This window comes from Bacillus pretiosus (assembly GCF_052947655.1).
The window spans coordinates 2,937,682-2,955,329 of sequence record NZ_CM129593.1 but is presented as its reverse complement, the minus strand read 5'-3'; the positions used below and the strand labels follow the sequence as shown (position 1 = coordinate 2,955,329).

The window sequence follows — 17,648 nt, the reverse complement described above, 5'->3', positions numbered from 1 at the left end:
ATGAAAGAAAAATAAAATATACAATAAAAGGATGGAGAGAAAGGGGAGAAAGACATGTTACGATTTGATCATCTCGTACACGCAGTACATGGTACACCGGAGGAATCGGCGAAACAAATGCAGGAGCGTGGATTTCATACTGCACTAGGCGGAGAGCATACGACCTGGGGTACTTGGAATAGTTTATGTTATTTTGATTTATCCTATATAGAATTTTTAGCAATTCAGCATGAAGAAAAAGCGAAGAAAGCAGACAATCCATTAGTACAAGAAACAGTAGTGAAATTACAAGACGGAGAAGGAATGCTACAAATCGCAATTCGAGCAGATGCCATTGAAGACCTAGCAGTTAAGTTTAGTAAGCAAGGTTTACATACGATAGGACCATTTGAAGGGAAACGTATGAGAAAAGATGGCCGCCTTTTAGAATGGAAAATGTTATTTGTAAAGCAAGAGGAAAACGGACCGAAATTACCATTCTTTATACAATGGAATGAAACGGATGAAGAAAGAAGAAACGATTTACGTAACATAGGGACGATCACTGAACATAAAAACAAAGTACAACAAATTGAAACGATTCATTACGCAGTGAAAAATGTTCGAGAAACAGTACGGAAATGGAAAGAAGTAATGGGGCTAACTGCAAGCCAGGTCGTTAAAAATGAAGAATGGAATGCAGAGTGTCAAAGCGTATCATTTGGTGATGTTCATGTGCAGTTTTGTGAACCAAAAGGAGAAGGGTTAGTACTAGAACGTTTGAATCATCATGGCGAATATCCATTTGCAGTGGAGTGTAATGGGGAAAATAAACGAGAGCATGAAGTGTTAGGTAGTTTGTACATATATTGATAGAGGTGTGAACATAGTGGAAGAAATACTTAGAGAGATAGAGAGAAAACTAGAATGGCCTCGTATTACAAAGTGTACAGCTATTTCAAAAGGTTTTTCACATGAAGAGAAATATAAAATAGAATTAGAAAATAGAGTGACATATTTTGTGAAAATATGTGATGCTGTTCATTTTGAACGTAAACAAGAAGAATATACGTATATGAAACAATTAGAGTTATTACATATTCCTACGCCTAAGTTCATTCATTTTATAAAGCTGGAGGATTTAAATAAATGTATTCAAGTATTTGAATGGATCCAAGGTGTAAATGGTGAAGAAGGTTTAGGGAAACTATCGGTGGAAGAACAGTATTATGCAGGAAGAAAAGCAGGAGAAGTATTAAAGAGAATCCACTCAATTGAAAGAGAAAGTGCAAGTAATAAATGGGAAACGGTTCGATGGAATAAATACGAAAGATACGTAGAAGCGTTAGCAAACTATGAAATAGACTTCCTTGATTTGAAGCCAGTATTAAGTTTTGTAGGGGAGCATAAACAATTATTGAAAAATCGCCCAATCACATTTTTACACGATGACTTCCATCCAGCAAATAGTATGATTCATAATAAAGAGTTTATCGTTATCGATTTTGGTGGATATGATTTTGGCGATCCAATACATGATTTTTATAACGTAGCGATCTTTACTACAAGAATAAGTAAACCATTTGCGGTTGGACAAGTTCACGGTTATTGTGGAGGCGAACCGTCACTTCACTTTTGGCAGCTGTACTCATTATATGCAGCAATGACATTCCCAGCTGATATCGTATGGACAAACCGAAGCACGCCACATTTAGTAGATGATATGAAGGAAAGATTGAACGGAATTTTAGAAGATCATAACAATTTTTCATCCTATATTCCAAAATGGTATCAATCACAACATGAGGATATAATAAACAATAAGTAATGGAGGGATTCATATGGATAAAATAGCGGTAATTTCAGATATTCACGGTAATATTCCAGCTTTAGAATCTGTGCTGCAAGATATTAAATTAAGAGGAATTGAGCGCATCATTTGTCTTGGAGATTTAGTCGGAAAAGGCCCTCATTCTAGCGAAGTGATTGAAATCATTCGTAAAGAATGTGATGGAGTTGTAATGGGAAATTGGGATGATTTCATTACAAAACCGACTGAATTTGAGGCATTAAAATGGCATCAAAAACAACTATCGGAAGAACAAAATGACTATTTAAGAAGCTTACCGTTTTCAATCGAATTTTTTATGAGCGGCAAACTGATTCGTATGTTCCACGCTTCACCGAGAAGTTTATATGAAAGAATTCAACCACATGCCTCAAGAGAAGACCGTATTAGTATGTTCGAAAATAGTGAGCTCACAGAGAATATAGAAGGGGAAAGAAAACCCGATGTCATTTGCTACGGTGACGTTCACCAAGCATTCGTTCAAAACTTCAGAGGGAAAACGTTATGTAATGCTGGTAGTGTAGGTAATCCTCTTGAAATTACACAAGCTTCCTATTTAATATTTGAAGGAACTTATAATGAAAAAGAAGCAGCGAGCTTTTCTATTCAACTCGTACGTGTACCATATGATATTGAACTAGCCATCAGGCTAGCAGAAGAATTCGATATGCCAGAAATTGAAGAATACAAACAAGAATTACGGACTGCTTTATATCGAGGGTTTAAGGGAAAGTAAGCCAATCATAATATATCAACGATTTTTTCGATATATCGACTTACCGACAAATAATGACATGAATTGTTACCTGTAATTACGTTATGTAAACTAATTGCGGGAGGAAATATCATGAACCGAATACAACGCATGAAAGAAATTGCAGATCATATTTTAAAATTAAATTTAACACATCCAATAAAAGTTGGAGTAAGTGGTATTACAGCTTCAGGAAAAACAACATTTGCAAACGAACTAGCCTAATCCGAAAGAGTGTGCGGATGTTGTATTTTGGAATAGTAATTTTGATGATCTGGTAATTGTATTTAAAGGAATCTAAAATCGTGAAAGGGGAGGCTTTGGATGGATAAGAAAGATAATCCGAACGATTGGCCTGTATGGGCGAATGAGTCAGTAGAGATAGTTAATGCAAATCCTGATTGGCAAGATAAAGGCCGATGTGAAGAGCAGCAATTATATGAACTGCTTGCTCCTCTAGGTATAAGCAAAGTAATACATATAGGAAGTACATCCATACCTGGTTTACCTGCAAAACCTATCATTGATCTAATGGCTGAAATAGACTCATTTGAAAGAGTACTAGATATTTCAGCTACATTGGCCATATATAATTGGCATTATGTAAGCCCAGAATTAGATGAAAGACCTTGGAGAAGGTTCTTTGTGAAAGTTAAGAATAATAGGCGTGTAGCACACCTGCATTTAATGGTTAAAGGAACTGAGCGATGGGACCATCAACTTTTATTTCGTAACCGCTTACGAGAAAATCCACAATTAGTTTATGATTATTCAAATCTGAAACAAGATTTAGCTAAAAGATATAACCAAGATAGAGAAGCATACACAAAAGCTAAAACAGAGTTTATTAAACAAGTTCTAAAATGATGCAACCTTTTATTGTAACTACGTTTGAATATAAAAGAAAAAACATACTGTATTTTATAACTTAAACTGACATGAAATGCATGTAAACAAAGTGAGAGACTGCGATGTTCTAATGTATTTCCTTTTATTTATCAGGATAAATTTTATATAATTGAATCAAGTTCATATAAGGATAGGCAATTACAGGGGATAAGGCGAAAATATGTTAATAAAGTAAAAAGGGGACAGGAAATATAATGAATGAAGTACTAGAACTAAAAGAAGAACTACTACAAATTAAAAATAATAATTATGCTGTACCAGAAGACGTAGATGCATATCCATATGCGCAGTGGATGTTAGATTATATCGGTTCACCTGATGCTGAATTACGTGATGATTTAATTTATAGTACGCTTCACACATGGATTACGAATGATGTATTTAGACAAAAAGAATTACGAGGGTTAATGTTACATGCGATTAGTCCTGATTATTTATTTTATAAAATTGGTGAAAAGGGAACAGACTCTGTATTTAAACGTGCATTCTCCGTATTAATTCCACCACTTATTTTATCTGTTCATGAAAGAGAACCATTGTTATCTGAAGAACAATTGTACAGTGTGGCAGAACAAGTGTTGGAATATGTATATTTAGAAGAAGATGTAAGAGGTTACGTAGAAGGAAAAGGTTGGGCACATTCTACAGCACACGCTGCTGATGCACTCGATGCGTTAGCACGTACTATACAAAATCGTGAGTTTTCATATGCAATATTAGCTGCTGTTCGTCAGAAGGTTCGATTAAGTGATTACGTGTATGTGCACTTTGAAGATGAGAGATTAGTAAAGCCAATTATGTCGTTACGTAACCAAAATCTTTTAACTGAAGAAGAGTGGAGCAACTGGTTACATAGTATAGCAACTGTTGAAGACATTCGACATCCGCAGCATGCTATTTTAGTACAAAATATTAGAACTTTCCTAAGAAGTTTTTATTTCAGAGTTTTAGAGGCAGAAGGTAGTACAGCCTTTACAGATGATATATTGGAGACTTTGAAGGGTTTGCGTAGGTATTAAAAAATCACTAGATGCCATTATAAATGAGTTTGTAAGAAAAGAATAAGATTAAAAAACCGATTATACATGTAGGCTCTCTACAAAAATAATCGGTTTTTTAGTTGAATTGAAATTTTAGACTTAACTATACATGTACTTGTATGTAATAAGAAATGTATTAAATATGTAATTGTGGATGTTCTTCATATAAACTATTCACATACTGTTTTAAATTTTTCATGAACAATAAAATATTTTGACTAGCCATTCTAGCATGTTGAAGATGAAATATATTTCTTTTTCCAATTTCAAATTCATCTGAAGTCAAAGTAATAGGAATCTTTTTAAAGACATGCCATGGGAAATATAAGTGTACAAAGGTTTCTCTAAAATATATACCTGATTCACAAATTAATACTCCATCAGATCCTTTCCCCATATTCCCAAGAACAGTTGTATCTAAAAAAGCAATGATTTGTTCTTCTTTTGGAACGATAAATCGTGCCTCAATTGCTTTTAACTTTTTGTCTGAAATATGAGTGTCTACAAATAATCCATTATCAGGCTCTAGTAATTCATTGTACGTTTCAAATAATGAGCAAATTGATTTTATCTCATTAATTTTTATAGCTGGATGTAAATCATATTGTTTTGAATTTTGGAATGAATTCGTAAGAGCTATAAGTAATTCTTTAAATAACAGTGGGGGATAATCACTCCCGTTAATATTGAAGCTTGTTTGTGCATCAAAAGATAAGAAACCATCTTTATCAATTTCAATTTGTTGCACTTCAATTAATTGATCCCATTTCAAATTTCCTTTACCTAATAACCAATTTTTCCAGTATAAACCCGAACTCGTAATGTAAACACCATACTTGCCTGATCCAAATAAATTACAACTTAAAAAAGCGATAATTTGATCATCCGTTGGTATAGAAAAACGTTTTTGGGCAATTGATAAGAAATCTTTAGGGATTCTAGTAACATAAAATCTAGATTGCTGATACTCTAAACAAATATCAGTTAAACGATTAATATCTATATTCATCTTAACCATTCTCCATTTCAAATTTCGTTTCGATATAATAAATTATAAAGTTATCAGGAAAATATTAACACTTAAATTTAGCTTAAATTAAGAAGGTAAGGAACTATAAATAGATTTGTATTAGGCTACAAAAAATGACCTGTATTTTTTATTTGGAGTAATATATTTTGTTAAGTTAATAAAAAAGTACATAAAACCAACATCTCCCAACCATACTAATAAAATGTGTTGGAGGTGTATGTTATGGACAAGAAAGACTTTGAAAAAGTTTATAATGATTACTTACATCAAGGAGAAGGGCAAGCTCAATTTGAAGTAGACCATGAAGTCAATTCAGGAGCAGAACAAATTGTTGCCGTCCGTAAAAATAATGATGGTGATTTAATAGCGTTTAAAACAAGTAGCGGAAGAGAGTTAGATTATATGGCTGCACTTAGTGAAGCGAAATCAGGGAAGTTAGCTCATGTGGACGTATTTCATAAGTATGGTAGAGATATTATACGTAGTGAACCTGATGGAATAAAGGAAAATAACTTAGATAATTTACCTTCATTTTAAAAGGGTAAACCTCAAGAAGAGAATGTTCATTTCGATATTCTCTTCTTTGTTTTGCGAAGTTTTCCTTGCAAATAGACGGTTCATTTTTAAAGTGCAATCATACTTTTAAAGAGCGCTCTAAATTTCTCTTTATCTTCTGCTGTAAATGGTTTTGGTCCCTTTGTACGCTTACCGCTTTTTCGAACCATTGCACTTAAATACCGTGTTTGTAACAATTGTTCAATGTTATCATTCGTATACTTATAGCCTTTATGGTGTAGCACGATACAGCCTTTTGCTAAAGCGAGCGAAGCAAGACCGTAATCTTGTGTTACGATTAAATCTTCTTTTTGAGCTAATTGCATAATTCGGTAATCTGCAGCATCTGCTCCGGAATCAACATAAATTGTTTCCACACCTTTAGGCTGCTGAGCATTAGAATAATGAGAAAAGCTAGTAACGAGGGTTACAGGGATTTCTGCATTCGTAGCTTCAAAAATAATTACATCTTTTACAGGACAAGCATCTGCATCAACGTAAATGTTCATTTTTATCACTCCTATAAAGTGAAACTTTAATCAGTGGGGGGATTCATCCTCCACTGATTATTAGTTGAACCAATCGGGCATTTACGGGCAGTTGATCTCCCACCTAACTTCTTTGTTACAGCTGAATTTTGAGCTGGGAGTTTTATTGCCCGTTAATGCGGGGTAACTAGGTTCGTGTTGATAATAATGGTAGATTTTTCTTTTGTCAAACGATAAAGCTTTATGTAAAGTCATTTTCCACAAATTAAAATAGCCTCTCGCAAACGAGAAATACCTTCCTCAATTTGATCAATATCCACTTTTCCATAAGATAAACGAATATAACCATCTTTCGCGCCGAAAATACTACCAGGCATAAATGCAATTTCTTGTTTTAAACTTTGCATAATAAGTTGTTTTTCGTTTATCGGTTCTTTTAATTTTCCCCATATGTATATACCGCCGGTCGGGTTTGAAAAAGAGATTTTATCGTGAAGTTGCTCATTTAAGGCGCGAACGATAACGTCTCTTTTTTCTGCTAATTGTTTTCGTAACGGTACGATATGAGATTGAAATGGTACTGTTTCGAAAAATTGTTGCATAAGCCACTGTGGGAAAATACTCATACCTAATTCCATTTGGTGTCTTGCGTCGGATAACCTTTCTACTACAGACTGCGGGGCGACAAGCCAGCCGACTCGTAAACCTGGTGCAATCATTTTAGATAAGGAATGTACATAAATGACAGTTCCGTTTTCATCAATAGATTTCAAAGTAGGGCAAGGTTGTTTTTTTTCTAGCGCAAGTAAACTGGACGGATCATCTTCAACAATTGCAATTCGTAAGTCTGCGCAAAGTGATAACAGTTTTTTTCTACGGTTTGGATGCAGCATTGTTCCTGTAGGATTTTGGAAATTTGGATTTAAAAAGATCATTTTAATACGGTGTTTTCTATATAACTCTTGCACATCATCTGGATTAATACCGTGTTCATCGACAGGTAACGGGAAAATACGAATACCTGCTGATTGGAATAACGGTAAGGAATAACAGTGTGAAGGACTTTCGAAAGCAACTGCATCACCGGGATTTAATAAACATTGAACGATAAGGTGAAGTGCTTGCTGTGCGCCAGATGTAATCATAATGGATTGTTCAGTCGCTTCAACTTTTAAATATTCCTTCATATATTTTACGACCGCTTGTCTTAGCGGAAGATAGCCTTGCGGATGATCGTAACTTAATGAATGCGTTAACGGTTGTTCTCGTAAAATCGTTTGTAGTTGATCGTGAGGATAGAGGTTACAACCGAGCTCTCCATTTGCAAAATCTATAATGTTTTCATTTTGTTGTACTTCCGCCCGAATATGGCGAAGTAACGGCAAGTTTGGTAAAAAAGTGCCACCTTCTACGAAATTTCTCCAATTCGGCGTTAATGTTGGAGAAACGCCCCACATATGTGTACTTACACGTGTCCCTTTACCAGTCGTACTTTCCACAATCCCCATAGCACGTAGTTCATTATAAGCAGTCGTTACCGTACTTCGGTTTACATTTAACTGCATAGCTAATTTCCGTTCAGAAGGGAGGAAGCTACCAGGTGGAAGTTCTCCGTATGTAATACGCTTTTCAATAAAGTCAACAACTTGCTGATAAATAGGGATTTTACTGTCGTTATCTAGCTTCCATTCCATACAAACGCCTCCGTATCTCTTAACTACATCAAGTATAACAAATTGGCTGGGTAAAAAAACAGCCAATTGGACGGTGTTATATCCAGCCAATTTTACTATGCTAAATATGGAAGGGGAGATTCGGATGAAACGATGGCAAATGGAATGGCTCCTAGTATCAGTAGCATTAGTATGGGGAGCAAATTATACAATTGGAAAATATGGCGTGGCATATATGTCATCCATTCAATTTAATAGTTTACGATTTTTAGTAGCATCTCCGGTATTATTACTTATTACATTTATGATGGAACGTTCATTACGTATTGAAAGAAAAGATTGGTTACGATTAGTAGCAGTCGGTATTGTTGGTACGGCGATGTATCAAACGATGTTTATGCTATCTGTGAAATATACTTCAGCAACGAACGCCTCATTATTAATTGCGATGTCACCTATATTTACAGGGATATTAGCAGTATTACACAAACAAGAACGTTTTTCGATGAAAGTACAAATTGGGTCAATAATAGCGTTTATTGGTGCAGCATTCGTTTTATTAACAGGACATACAGGAGGAGCTACTTATGAATATGCGTGGCTCGGAAATGTAATTGGATTAGTCGCAGCAATTGCGTGGGGATGGTATCCAATATTAGCGCAACCTCTTATTACAAAATACTCCGCAATGAGAGTCACATCATGGTCTACTTTAATTGGGATAGTACCACTTGTTATATACTGTTTATTCAACGTAAATTCTTTAACGTGGCCAGTAGATACGCCAAGCTGGGGATCACTAGCATATTCAATCATCTTTGCAACCATCTTCGGACTAGCAATGTGGTATGTCGGTATTAGTCAAATAGGTTCAACAAAAGTAATGGTTTATATGTATCTCGTACCATTATTCGCAGTTATCTTTGCAGCAGTAACAATTGGAGAGCAAATTAATATGATGCAACTCGTTGGCGGACTTATTATCTTTGTGGGTCTATATGTTGTAAAAAAAGGCGGAATGAAAAAGCCAGCTCTCAATTTGAAAAAAGTAAGTTAACAGTAAAAAGGATCTCTTTCATATAGAAGGAGATCCTTTTTGTTTTCGTAATAAAAGGGTTTGTTTAACGGCCCATTTTTGATGATCGTGAAGGAGAAGTTCGACAGCAAGTAAAGGAGACATCCACCTTAGAACATGATCATCCTCACAGTTTTCAGTTTGTTTCTGCACCATGTTCGCAATATAAAAGAACCCGTCATTTAAATAATATATATCTTCCTTTTCTGCATAAAAATATCGAGCCGCATTACCAATATATTGATCAATTTCAATTGCCCATCCTAATTCCTCTAGTAGTTCACGGTGCAAACACTCTTCTTTTGTTTCATTACCTTCCATACCACCACCAGGTAAAAAGTAACGGTCTCCTTTTTGGATAACAGCAATCATTGAAGAAGATGAATGGAAAATAATCGCATAACAACTAGGTCTTAATACATAATGAGCTGTAGATTTTTTCAAGCCGAACGTAAGTTTTGAAATCATAAAATACGACCTTTCTCTATAAAATACATAAAAGGAATATTAAGGTAAATGCAGAATGGTATAAGTATAATCTTAATAGATTGGAGTGGTAACAACATGATAAATTGAAAATGTTCAAGGTGTAAAGAGATAACAGGTACGCTGCACGGTGGTAAAAAAATTAAGGAAGAATTTTTATGTGAAGATTGTCTTCAAAAAGGAATTGAGAGCGGGGAAATCGAATTATCACAAGTGGAGCAAGAAAAAACTTCGTATCTTTCTATAAAAATATTAAAAATAATGAGTGTTATTTATTTAATAGGATCAATTTTAATGGCTTTTTCTGCTGGATCGCTTATACATGATCCGGGATTTGGGGAAGTATCAATTTCAGGATCAGGTGCAGTTGGTGTTATTATTATTGGATCCATATTCCAGTCTGTTCTTGTATTTTGCGGGATATGGGTATTCATCCTATTAGTAGAAACAGTCATTAAAATATATGAAAAAATGAAGTGAGTGAGAGGGAGAAACATATGCGAGTTAGAAACATCCAAGGGGAAGATTATGTAAAGATTCAATCTGTTTTAAATGATTGGTGGGGCGGGAGAGATATGTCTGCTATGTTGCCAAAACTGTTTTTTGTTCACTTTCAAGAAACGAGTTTTATCATTGAAGAAGATGGCGAGACGTTAGGTTTTTTATGTGGATTCTTTTCACAAACATATAAAGATGAAGCGTATGTTCATTTTATCGGTGTAAATCCGAAGTATAGAAGAAGAGGAATCGCATCGACATTGTATTCTTACTTCTTTGATGCCGCTCGTGCAAATAATCGTAAAGTTGTAAAAGCAATTACGTCACCAATTAATAAAAAGTCGATACAGTTTCATCAAGAAATCGGTTTTCGAATCGAGGCTGGGGATGATGAGGTAGAGGGTGTATCGGTACATACAAATTATGATGGAAACGGCGGTAGTAGAGTTTTGTTTTTAAAAAAGGTATAAAAATAGGCTAGCTTAACGTTAGCCTTTTTGTTATGAGGAGATAAAAATATGGAGAGTAAACAAAGTAGAAATGAGTACTTACGACGCATTCATAAAGTACAAGATTATATAGAATCACACATAGATGATCCACTTTCAATTGAAGAGTTAGCGGATGTAGCAGGATTTTCAAAGTTTCATTTTCATCGGATTTTTAAGGGGATAGTAGACGAGCCATTATCACGGTATGTAAACCGATTGAAGTTAGAAAGGGCAACAAATCTACTTACATATCGCACAGATATGACAATTACACATATTGCGTATCACTTCGGATTCACAGATTCCGCAGTTTTCTCCCGTACATTTAAAAATTATTACGGAGTAAGTCCGTCGCAATATCGAAACGATAATAGCAAGAATTGCAAAGACGTAAGGAGAGCTTCTCAATACAATGAGTGTAAGAAGGTTCGAGGAAATGTTGAAATTGTAACAGCGGATAATATAAACGTCGCATACATAAGACATATCGGTACATATGAAGAGTTAACGATAGCTTTTCCAAAAATGATAGCGAAATTATTTCATTACGCAGCGGAGGAAAACTATTATGTATTTGAGGATACGAAAGTATTAACCATTTACCACGATCATCATGAATTTACTGAGGACAATCATTTAAGAACTAGTTTATGCATAGCAATTCCGAATGAGTCCGCAGTAGAAACGAGCGACATTGGAATAATGGTAATACCTTCTGGAAAGTATGCGGTAGGTCATTTTGAAATATTCCTAGATGAATATAAAGGAGCATGGGATTTCTTATACGGTGAATGGCTCCCAAATAGTGGATATAAACCGAGAGATTCATATCCTTTTGAAATGTATAAAAATGACCCAAGACAGCATCCGGAAAATAAACATATAGTTGATATATATGTACCTATCGAACCTTTTTAATCATGGGTTAAAGGGGAATGAATAATGAAAACTGCTGAAAAGTTAGATCAGATTATAAAAGAAGAATATGAAAATACTAATGGTATGTTAGTAGTACAGAAAGGTAATGTTATTTTTGAAAACTATTATAACGGTCACGGTCCAAATGATGCATTTCATATAGCGTCAGTTACAAAAACGATAATCTCTGCGTTAATTGGGATATGTATAGATAAGGGCTATATAAAAAACGTTGATCAAAAAATAATAGAATTTTTCCCAGACTATAATTGTAATTCATCTGAAATAACAGTGCGGCATCTACTTACTATGACAGCTCCATACCCTTATGCAGATTGGCAGGAACCGCTAGAAGAATTATGTACGCAAGAGGATTGGGTACAGTATACACTTAATAGAATGGGGAATGGCGGAGAAATCGGATCTTTTAAATACTCATCTGCAGGAGCTCATGTACTATCAGCAATTATTACGAGCGCAACAGGAAAAGGTGCCCGTGAATTTGCGAATGAATACTTATTTCAGCCACTCGGCATGAGAGAAATTCCAAACTACAATATGAAAGCATTTGGATTTGATGACTTATTTGGAAAAGATGTAAAGGGATGGGTTCATGATCCAAATGGTATTTCGACAGGCGGCTGGGGACTAACGTTAACGGTTAAAGATATGGCTAAGTTTGGACAGCTGTATTTGAATGAAGGTATTCATAATGGAAAACAAATACTATCAAAATCATGGATAAAAGAATCGACAACAATGAACCAAAATCAATACGGTTACTTATGGTGGTTACGAGAAGAGGATGGAATCTTTTCATACTGTGCAATGGGCGATGGTGGGAATGTGATTTGCTGCGTACCAGAGAAGGAGCTCGTGGTGGCGATCGCTTCTGAAGTCATACCGAATGCAGGGGATAGATGGAAGTTAATTAAAGAGTCCATATTTCCTTATTTCAAAGATTAATATGGTTATTTTTATAAAAACAAGAATGAAAGGTTTAGTTAAACTTGTTTTGTTCTTCATAATAGAAAAAAGTGTTGTATTAACTAAGTTGAGCAACTAAGATTAGAAAACTTCAACACCTATACGATTATTGAATAGGTGTTGAAGTACTTTATAATTTGTTTAGGTACTTTTAATTTTTCGATGTATTAGGTATATCATGCCAAACACAATTACCAGCAAGATAAATTTAATTAATTCCATTAGGCTAATATCCCATTTTGTTTCTACTCCATCTGTTAAATAAAATACATTGAACATGCCATGTAAAATTGCAGGTGTTATCACAGAATGGCTATACTCTCTTGTATACGTCAAAATTATAGATAATATAAATAAAAACGAGAGATAGCTTAATATTCCTACAAACCATAATTCATAGTTTTTATAAAAGATTGATACTGGCAAATGCCATAAAGACCAAAGCGATGCAGTAATGATTGCTGTTTGTTTTAATGAATATTTTTTTCGTAAATGGTAATGGAAATTTCCACGCCATATGATTTCTTCTAAAAATGCAGACAAAGCAGCAATTGTAAGACCAATGAGTAGGAGAAATCCTAATTCATTACAATAATTAAATAAGAATTTTATATTATAAATATAAAAATAGAAATGCAGACATAGCCCTAGAAGTATTGGGAATAAAATGGAGAAAATCAAAGTTCTTATTTTTGGACGTGAAATTCCAAATGTATGAACTATTTTTTGTTTCTTATATAATTTCTGATATAAAATAGCAGCTAAAAGCGGAATAACCATCGTAAACCCTAAGTAATTACGACCATTTTCTATGTTCAGTAAGATTATATATACAAGCGATGTAAGGCAATACATACATAATGTTGAATGATAAACTATGTTTCTATTTATATTTTTCACCTACTTACATGTATAAGTGATTAATCAAATATCCGATATTTTAATTATATATGAAATGGAAATTACATATGTTGAACTTGTAGAAAAAGTTAGACTAACCCCGTAACTTTTATGAGCAAAAAATCGTTTAACAAAAGAAAGGATTTTCAATCACGAATGGGGGAGAACAATGAAGATTCTAATTCTAGGTGGTACACGATTTTTAGGAAGAGCTTTTGTAGAAGAGGCTTTAAAAAGAGGGCATGAAGTTACATTGTTTAATCGCGGAACGAATAAAGAAATTTTTCCTGAAGTAGAGCAGTTAATTGGTGACAGAAATGATGATGTTTCAAGTTTAGAAAATCGAAAATGGGACGTTGTCGTAGATACGTGTGGATTTTCTCCGCATCACATTAGAAATGTTGGAGAAGCCTTACGGGATAATATAAAGCATTATATATTTATTTCAAGTCTTTCCGTATATAAAGATTGGATTCCGCCTCATATAAAAGAAGATTATATATTACAACCCGAACCAACGGGTGATCAAATAAAGACTGTGGAGAATGGTGAAGTTTCTCCTTATGAGTATTACGGTGCGCTGAAAGTATTGTGTGAAAAAGAAGCAGAGAAGTATTGGCCAGGGCGTGTTTTACACGTAAGAGCAGGACTTCTTTCAGGGATGTTTGATTATACAGATCGGCTTCCATACTGGATTGGGCGTGTAGCAAAGGGAGGAGAAGTGTTAGTTCCAGGAAGAAAAGACCGTCCAGTGCAGATAGTTGATATAAAAGACGTGGCAAACTGGGGAATAAACATGGCAGAAAACAATAAAGCAGGTACATTCAATGTAACAGGTCCAAGTTATGAATTGACGATGGAAGAGCTATTAAATACTTGTAAAAAGGTTACGAATAGTGATGCTGCATTCGTTTGGGTAGATGAATCGTTTTTGAATGAATATAAGGTGCAGCCTTGGACAGAGATGCCACTATGGCTTCCTGAAACATTTTCATTAGAAGGTGAGACGAAGCCGTGGAAAGGTGGTTTTTCTATTAGTATTGAAAGTGCTGTTAAAGAAGGACTTACTTTTAGAAGGTTAGAACATACAGTTACAGATGTGTATGAGTGGATAAAGAGTGTGGATGAATGGGAATTAAAAGCAGGTATTTCAGGAGAGAGGGAGAAAGAGTTGCTAGAAAAGTGGTATCAATCAATTTAGGGAATCCTTTTTGTATGTAATTGATTGAACATAAGCGATGGAAGGATAAAAAGCTATGTGGAAAAACACAATTCACAGTATCTCACAAAACTTAAGTTTCAATAATCCAGCTAAAAAGGATGAACTCGCTGAAGTTCACAAAAATTTGCAGGTGGAATTACCGAATGATTTATATCAATTATTACAGGAAACAAACGGTGTAGAAGGTGAATACGGGGATTTTATATGGTCTACTTCAAAAATTAAAACTGAAAATATGAATATGAGAAATATAGTTGATTTCAAGGGTTTATATATGCCTTTTGACTGTTTATTATTTATTGCTGATGGCGGAAATGGTGATTTGTTTGGTTATTCCATTTTGAATGGAATCGTGCAAAGAGATGATATATATGTATGGAATCATGAAAATGATAGTAGAACTTGGGTTGCTCCTTCGTTAGAAACGTTTATGAAGTGGTGGGAAAGTGGGAAGATAAAAATTTAAATATAGTATCATGAAAAACGCCTTGTTACGAAAGAAACAAGGCGTTTTTGACAATCAACTAATCTACCAGTTCTTCCCCGTACATGTCCCATAACTTAGGAAACATCTTTTTTAATCCTTCTTTGTCATCTTCATCCCAGTCTAACTTGATATCAACTTCCTCAGATTGTTCTTCTGTTTCAAACTCTTTTGCTTTCACACTACCAGCTGTGCCAATTTCTCCGTAAAACACAACGTAGTCTTTATACCGCATTAGATAGCAGTAAGACCTCCACCTCAAAATCGAGCAAATACGAGGAAGCCCCGTATAAATAAGTTGTATGAATTACATGTATTATTAGATTGTGTTTGTGACTATATTTTGGAAATTTTCTGTTGATTTACAATGTACGATAGTATATATTGTATATAAAGTATATATACAATATTTTTAAAAAGAGGTATTTGCATGCAAATCGTTATTACGAACACTTCAAAGGAACCTATTTATGAACAAATTGGTGTCCAAATAAAAAAACTTATTTTACTAGGTGATTTAAAGCAAGGAGATGCTCTTCCTTCAATGCGTCAGTTAGCAAAAGATTTAAGAGTAAGTATTATTACAACGAAAAGAGCATATGAAGAACTGGAAAAAGACGGTTTTATTTATTCGATTGTCGGAAGGGGGTCCTTTGTAGCAGAACAAAACATTGAAACTATGAAAGAAAAAAAATTAAAGACAGTTGAAGAAAAGTTGTGTGAAGCGATTCAAAATGCTAAACAAATGGATGTTCCTTTAAATGATCTAAAAGAAATGCTTACAATTTTATACGAGGAGGAAAACTCTTGGAAAACGTAATAGAACTTCAAAATGTCAGTAAATCTTTTAAAGGATTTCAAATTAAAAATTTTTCGATGGAAGTAAAAAAAGGATTTGTTACGGGTTTTATTGGGGGAAATGGATCAGGTAAATCTACAACGATTAAAATGATTATGAATCTAATGAACCCGGATAGTGGAAATGTCTCCTTATTTGGCATGAACTATTCGACTGATGCGAAGCGAATTAAAGAAAGAATTGGTTTCGTTTATGACGATAATGTGTTTTATGATGAACTCACATTAAAGGAAATTACTAAAATTATTGCGCCTGCTTATAAAAAATGGGATTTTAACCAATTTACATATTATAAAGATCTGTTCGAATTACCATTAAATAAAAAAATGAAAACATTCTCCAAAGGAATGAAAATGAAAGCCTCTCTTGCAATTGCCCTTTCACATCATGCTGAACTAATTATTATGGATGAGCCTACTTCCGGACTCGACCCGGTATTTAGAAGAGAATTATTGGATGTTTTACAAAATATTATGCAGGATGGTGAGAAAACTATCTTTTTCTCATCTCATATTACAACGGATTTAGACCGCATTGCTGATTATATTACATTTATTCAAAATGGGAAGCATATTTTTACAAAAGATATTTATGCCATTGCAGAAGATTATATTTTGGTCAAAGGACCACTAGATATGTTAGATTTTGATACTGAGCGTGAATTTATATCTGTATGTAAAGCAAATACAGGTTTCGAGGGATTGATTGAAAATGTAAATTCAATCGAAACTTTATTTAATAAAGAAGTGGTGATTGAAAAACCAAGTTTAGAGGATATTATGTATTTCATGAAAAAGGGGGAGTCAAGATGCTTAATTTAATTAAAAAGGATTTGATTTTACAAAAAACTTTTTTACCTGCTTATCTCTTATTTCTAGTTACCTATTTGTGGGCCGGCATGGATGTAGCATATGTCATAATCATTTGTAGTGCCGTTTTTGTAATTAACACTTATCAATCTGATGATAAAGATAATGCTAATATTTTAGTAAACTCATTACCGTATACTAGGAAGGAAATTATAAGTTCAAAATACGTTGGAACCTTATTTTTTACAATAGTAATCATCCCCTTTTGTTTAGTTGGAAAATATTTCATTTTAGACAGCATGGAATTTCAACTTTCCTTAGAAAGTTACATCCTAGGCTTCTTGGCAGTCATGCTGATTACTGCATTTTACATCCCATTTTTTGTTGCATTTAAAGTGAAAACACTTGTACCAGTTTTTATATTTTTATCTATTGGAGTTATATATTTAATGCGAAATACTCCATATTTATTAAATAAATATGCTAATGGCGTACTGACCTTTTTAAAAGAGATTTCAGATTTGAAAATATTTCTTATATTTGCTGTCATAGCAGTGGGGTGCTATGGGGTTTCATGGATATTATCTATTCGTATCTATCAGAACAAGGCTCTTTAATAGCAAGTTCTAAAAGGAGGGTCAT

Annotated in this window: 23 protein-coding genes; 17 read left to right on the top strand and 6 right to left on the bottom strand. The window is 34.2% G+C overall.

The genetic code is table 11. From position 1 onward, the window contains the following. The first annotated feature begins 54 nt into the window (after window positions 1-54). The 6 genes from ACU8YW_RS15180 to ACU8YW_RS15155 all read left to right on the top strand — a co-directional run bounded on the left by ACU8YW_RS15180 (window position 55) and on the right by ACU8YW_RS15155 (window position 4,510). Window positions 55-852, top strand: a complete 798-nt coding sequence (locus ACU8YW_RS15180) for a VOC family protein (protein WP_097907967.1) — start codon at window positions 55-57, stop codon at window positions 850-852. Window positions 853-868: 16 nt separating this feature from the next. Next, complete coding sequence (locus tag ACU8YW_RS15175; protein ID WP_088609212.1) at window positions 869-1,807, top strand: aminoglycoside phosphotransferase family protein; 939 nt, start codon at window positions 869-871, stop codon at window positions 1,805-1,807. Between the two features lie 13 nt (window positions 1,808-1,820). After that, the gene (locus ACU8YW_RS15170) at window positions 1,821-2,564 is read left to right on the top strand and encodes a metallophosphoesterase family protein (RefSeq protein ID WP_426934351.1); all 744 of its coding nucleotides are present in this window, start codon (window positions 1,821-1,823) and stop codon (window positions 2,562-2,564) included. A gap of 111 nt (window positions 2,565-2,675) precedes the next feature. Beyond that, entirely contained in the window at window positions 2,676-2,807 is a 132-nt protein-coding gene (locus ACU8YW_RS15165; protein ID WP_277751988.1) for a hypothetical protein, read from the top strand. Window positions 2,808-2,906: 99 nt separating this feature from the next. After that, on the top strand, window positions 2,907-3,449 hold the full coding sequence (locus ACU8YW_RS15160; protein WP_131934359.1) for a GrpB family protein: 543 nt from the start codon (window positions 2,907-2,909) through the stop codon (window positions 3,447-3,449). A 236-nt stretch (window positions 3,450-3,685) separates the two neighbouring features. Beyond that, window positions 3,686-4,510, top strand: coding sequence for a DUF2785 domain-containing protein (locus ACU8YW_RS15155; protein ID WP_426934350.1), 825 nt, complete (start codon window positions 3,686-3,688; stop codon window positions 4,508-4,510). A 157-nt stretch (window positions 4,511-4,667) separates the two neighbouring features. Here the strand turns inward: ACU8YW_RS15155 and ACU8YW_RS15150 are convergent, their stop codons facing one another. Further along, entirely contained in the window at window positions 4,668-5,540 is an 873-nt protein-coding gene (locus ACU8YW_RS15150; RefSeq protein WP_088063856.1) for a hypothetical protein, read from the bottom strand. Between the two features lie 243 nt (window positions 5,541-5,783). Here ACU8YW_RS15150 and ACU8YW_RS15145 point away from each other — a divergent pair, with 243 nt between their 5' ends. Next, on the top strand, window positions 5,784-6,098 hold the full coding sequence (locus ACU8YW_RS15145; protein ID WP_088609205.1) for a DUF3892 domain-containing protein: 315 nt from the start codon (window positions 5,784-5,786) through the stop codon (window positions 6,096-6,098). A gap of 86 nt (window positions 6,099-6,184) precedes the next feature. On the opposite strand, the gene ACU8YW_RS15140 is transcribed toward ACU8YW_RS15145, so the two are convergent. Together ACU8YW_RS15140 and pdxR are read right to left on the bottom strand one after the other, a co-directional pair. After that, entirely contained in the window at window positions 6,185-6,625 is a 441-nt protein-coding gene (locus ACU8YW_RS15140; RefSeq protein WP_088609204.1) for a YaiI/YqxD family protein, read from the bottom strand. Between the two features lie 230 nt (window positions 6,626-6,855). After that, window positions 6,856-8,298 (bottom strand): MocR-like pyridoxine biosynthesis transcription factor PdxR, encoded by a 1,443-nt coding sequence (gene pdxR, locus ACU8YW_RS15135; protein ID WP_147787770.1) that lies wholly within the window; start codon window positions 8,296-8,298, stop codon window positions 6,856-6,858. Between the two features lie 124 nt (window positions 8,299-8,422). Here pdxR and ACU8YW_RS15130 point away from each other — a divergent pair, with 124 nt between their 5' ends. Next, a complete protein-coding gene (locus tag ACU8YW_RS15130; protein WP_088063852.1) occupies window positions 8,423-9,334 on the top strand; it encodes a DMT family transporter in 912 nt (303 codons plus the stop codon). Between the two features lie 18 nt (window positions 9,335-9,352). Here ACU8YW_RS15130 and ACU8YW_RS15125 read toward each other — a convergent pair whose 3' ends face one another. Continuing rightward, entirely contained in the window at window positions 9,353-9,820 is a 468-nt protein-coding gene (locus tag ACU8YW_RS15125; protein WP_088609202.1) for an NUDIX hydrolase, read from the bottom strand. A 129-nt stretch (window positions 9,821-9,949) separates the two neighbouring features. Here ACU8YW_RS15125 and ACU8YW_RS15120 point away from each other — a divergent pair, with 129 nt between their 5' ends. The 4 genes from ACU8YW_RS15120 to ACU8YW_RS15105 are packed head-to-tail and all read left to right on the top strand — an operon-like array spanning window position 9,950 to window position 12,711. Further along, window positions 9,950-10,318: a DUF3980 domain-containing protein gene (locus ACU8YW_RS15120; RefSeq protein ID WP_426934352.1), complete on the top strand. Its 369-nt coding sequence runs from the start codon at window positions 9,950-9,952 to the stop codon at window positions 10,316-10,318. A 17-nt stretch (window positions 10,319-10,335) separates the two neighbouring features. After that, window positions 10,336-10,806, top strand: a complete 471-nt coding sequence (locus ACU8YW_RS15115; protein ID WP_097907958.1) for a GNAT family N-acetyltransferase — start codon at window positions 10,336-10,338, stop codon at window positions 10,804-10,806. A 48-nt stretch (window positions 10,807-10,854) separates the two neighbouring features. Continuing rightward, window positions 10,855-11,745: an AraC family transcriptional regulator gene (locus ACU8YW_RS15110; protein ID WP_097907957.1), complete on the top strand. Its 891-nt coding sequence runs from the start codon at window positions 10,855-10,857 to the stop codon at window positions 11,743-11,745. 24 nt (window positions 11,746-11,769) lie between these two features. Beyond that, the gene (locus ACU8YW_RS15105; protein ID WP_097890255.1) at window positions 11,770-12,711 is read left to right on the top strand and encodes a serine hydrolase domain-containing protein; all 942 of its coding nucleotides are present in this window, start codon (window positions 11,770-11,772) and stop codon (window positions 12,709-12,711) included. Between the two features lie 162 nt (window positions 12,712-12,873). Here the strand turns inward: ACU8YW_RS15105 and ACU8YW_RS15100 are convergent, their stop codons facing one another. Continuing rightward, a complete protein-coding gene (locus ACU8YW_RS15100; RefSeq protein ID WP_088063848.1) occupies window positions 12,874-13,632 on the bottom strand; it encodes a CPBP family intramembrane glutamic endopeptidase in 759 nt (252 codons plus the stop codon). A 169-nt stretch (window positions 13,633-13,801) separates the two neighbouring features. Here ACU8YW_RS15100 and ACU8YW_RS15095 point away from each other — a divergent pair, with 169 nt between their 5' ends. Further along, a complete protein-coding gene (locus ACU8YW_RS15095; protein WP_088063847.1) occupies window positions 13,802-14,833 on the top strand; it encodes an SDR family oxidoreductase in 1,032 nt (343 codons plus the stop codon). A 55-nt stretch (window positions 14,834-14,888) separates the two neighbouring features. Continuing rightward, on the top strand, window positions 14,889-15,320 hold the full coding sequence (locus tag ACU8YW_RS15090; protein WP_088063846.1) for an SMI1/KNR4 family protein: 432 nt from the start codon (window positions 14,889-14,891) through the stop codon (window positions 15,318-15,320). Between the two features lie 58 nt (window positions 15,321-15,378). Here the strand turns inward: ACU8YW_RS15090 and ACU8YW_RS15085 are convergent, their stop codons facing one another. Then, the gene (locus ACU8YW_RS15085) at window positions 15,379-15,573 is read right to left on the bottom strand and encodes a hypothetical protein (protein WP_426934349.1); all 195 of its coding nucleotides are present in this window, start codon (window positions 15,571-15,573) and stop codon (window positions 15,379-15,381) included. A gap of 195 nt (window positions 15,574-15,768) precedes the next feature. Between ACU8YW_RS15085 and ACU8YW_RS15080 the strand changes: the two genes are divergently transcribed. From ACU8YW_RS15080 to ACU8YW_RS15070, 3 genes are read left to right on the top strand one after another with little or no spacing between them, the layout of a single operon-like run. Continuing rightward, the gene (locus ACU8YW_RS15080) at window positions 15,769-16,158 is read left to right on the top strand and encodes a GntR family transcriptional regulator (RefSeq protein WP_426934348.1); all 390 of its coding nucleotides are present in this window, start codon (window positions 15,769-15,771) and stop codon (window positions 16,156-16,158) included. Beyond that, window positions 16,146-17,018 carry an ABC transporter ATP-binding protein gene (locus tag ACU8YW_RS15075; protein ID WP_000432454.1) on the top strand — a complete coding sequence of 291 codons (873 nt, stop codon included), beginning with the start codon at window positions 16,146-16,148 and terminating at the stop codon, window positions 17,016-17,018. The genes ACU8YW_RS15080 and ACU8YW_RS15075 overlap by 13 nt, the downstream gene beginning before the upstream one ends. Further along, window positions 17,006-17,623: an ABC-2 transporter permease gene (locus ACU8YW_RS15070; RefSeq protein WP_262720412.1), complete on the top strand. Its 618-nt coding sequence runs from the start codon at window positions 17,006-17,008 to the stop codon at window positions 17,621-17,623. The genes ACU8YW_RS15075 and ACU8YW_RS15070 overlap by 13 nt, the downstream gene beginning before the upstream one ends. The last annotated feature ends 25 nt before the right edge of the window (window positions 17,624-17,648 follow it).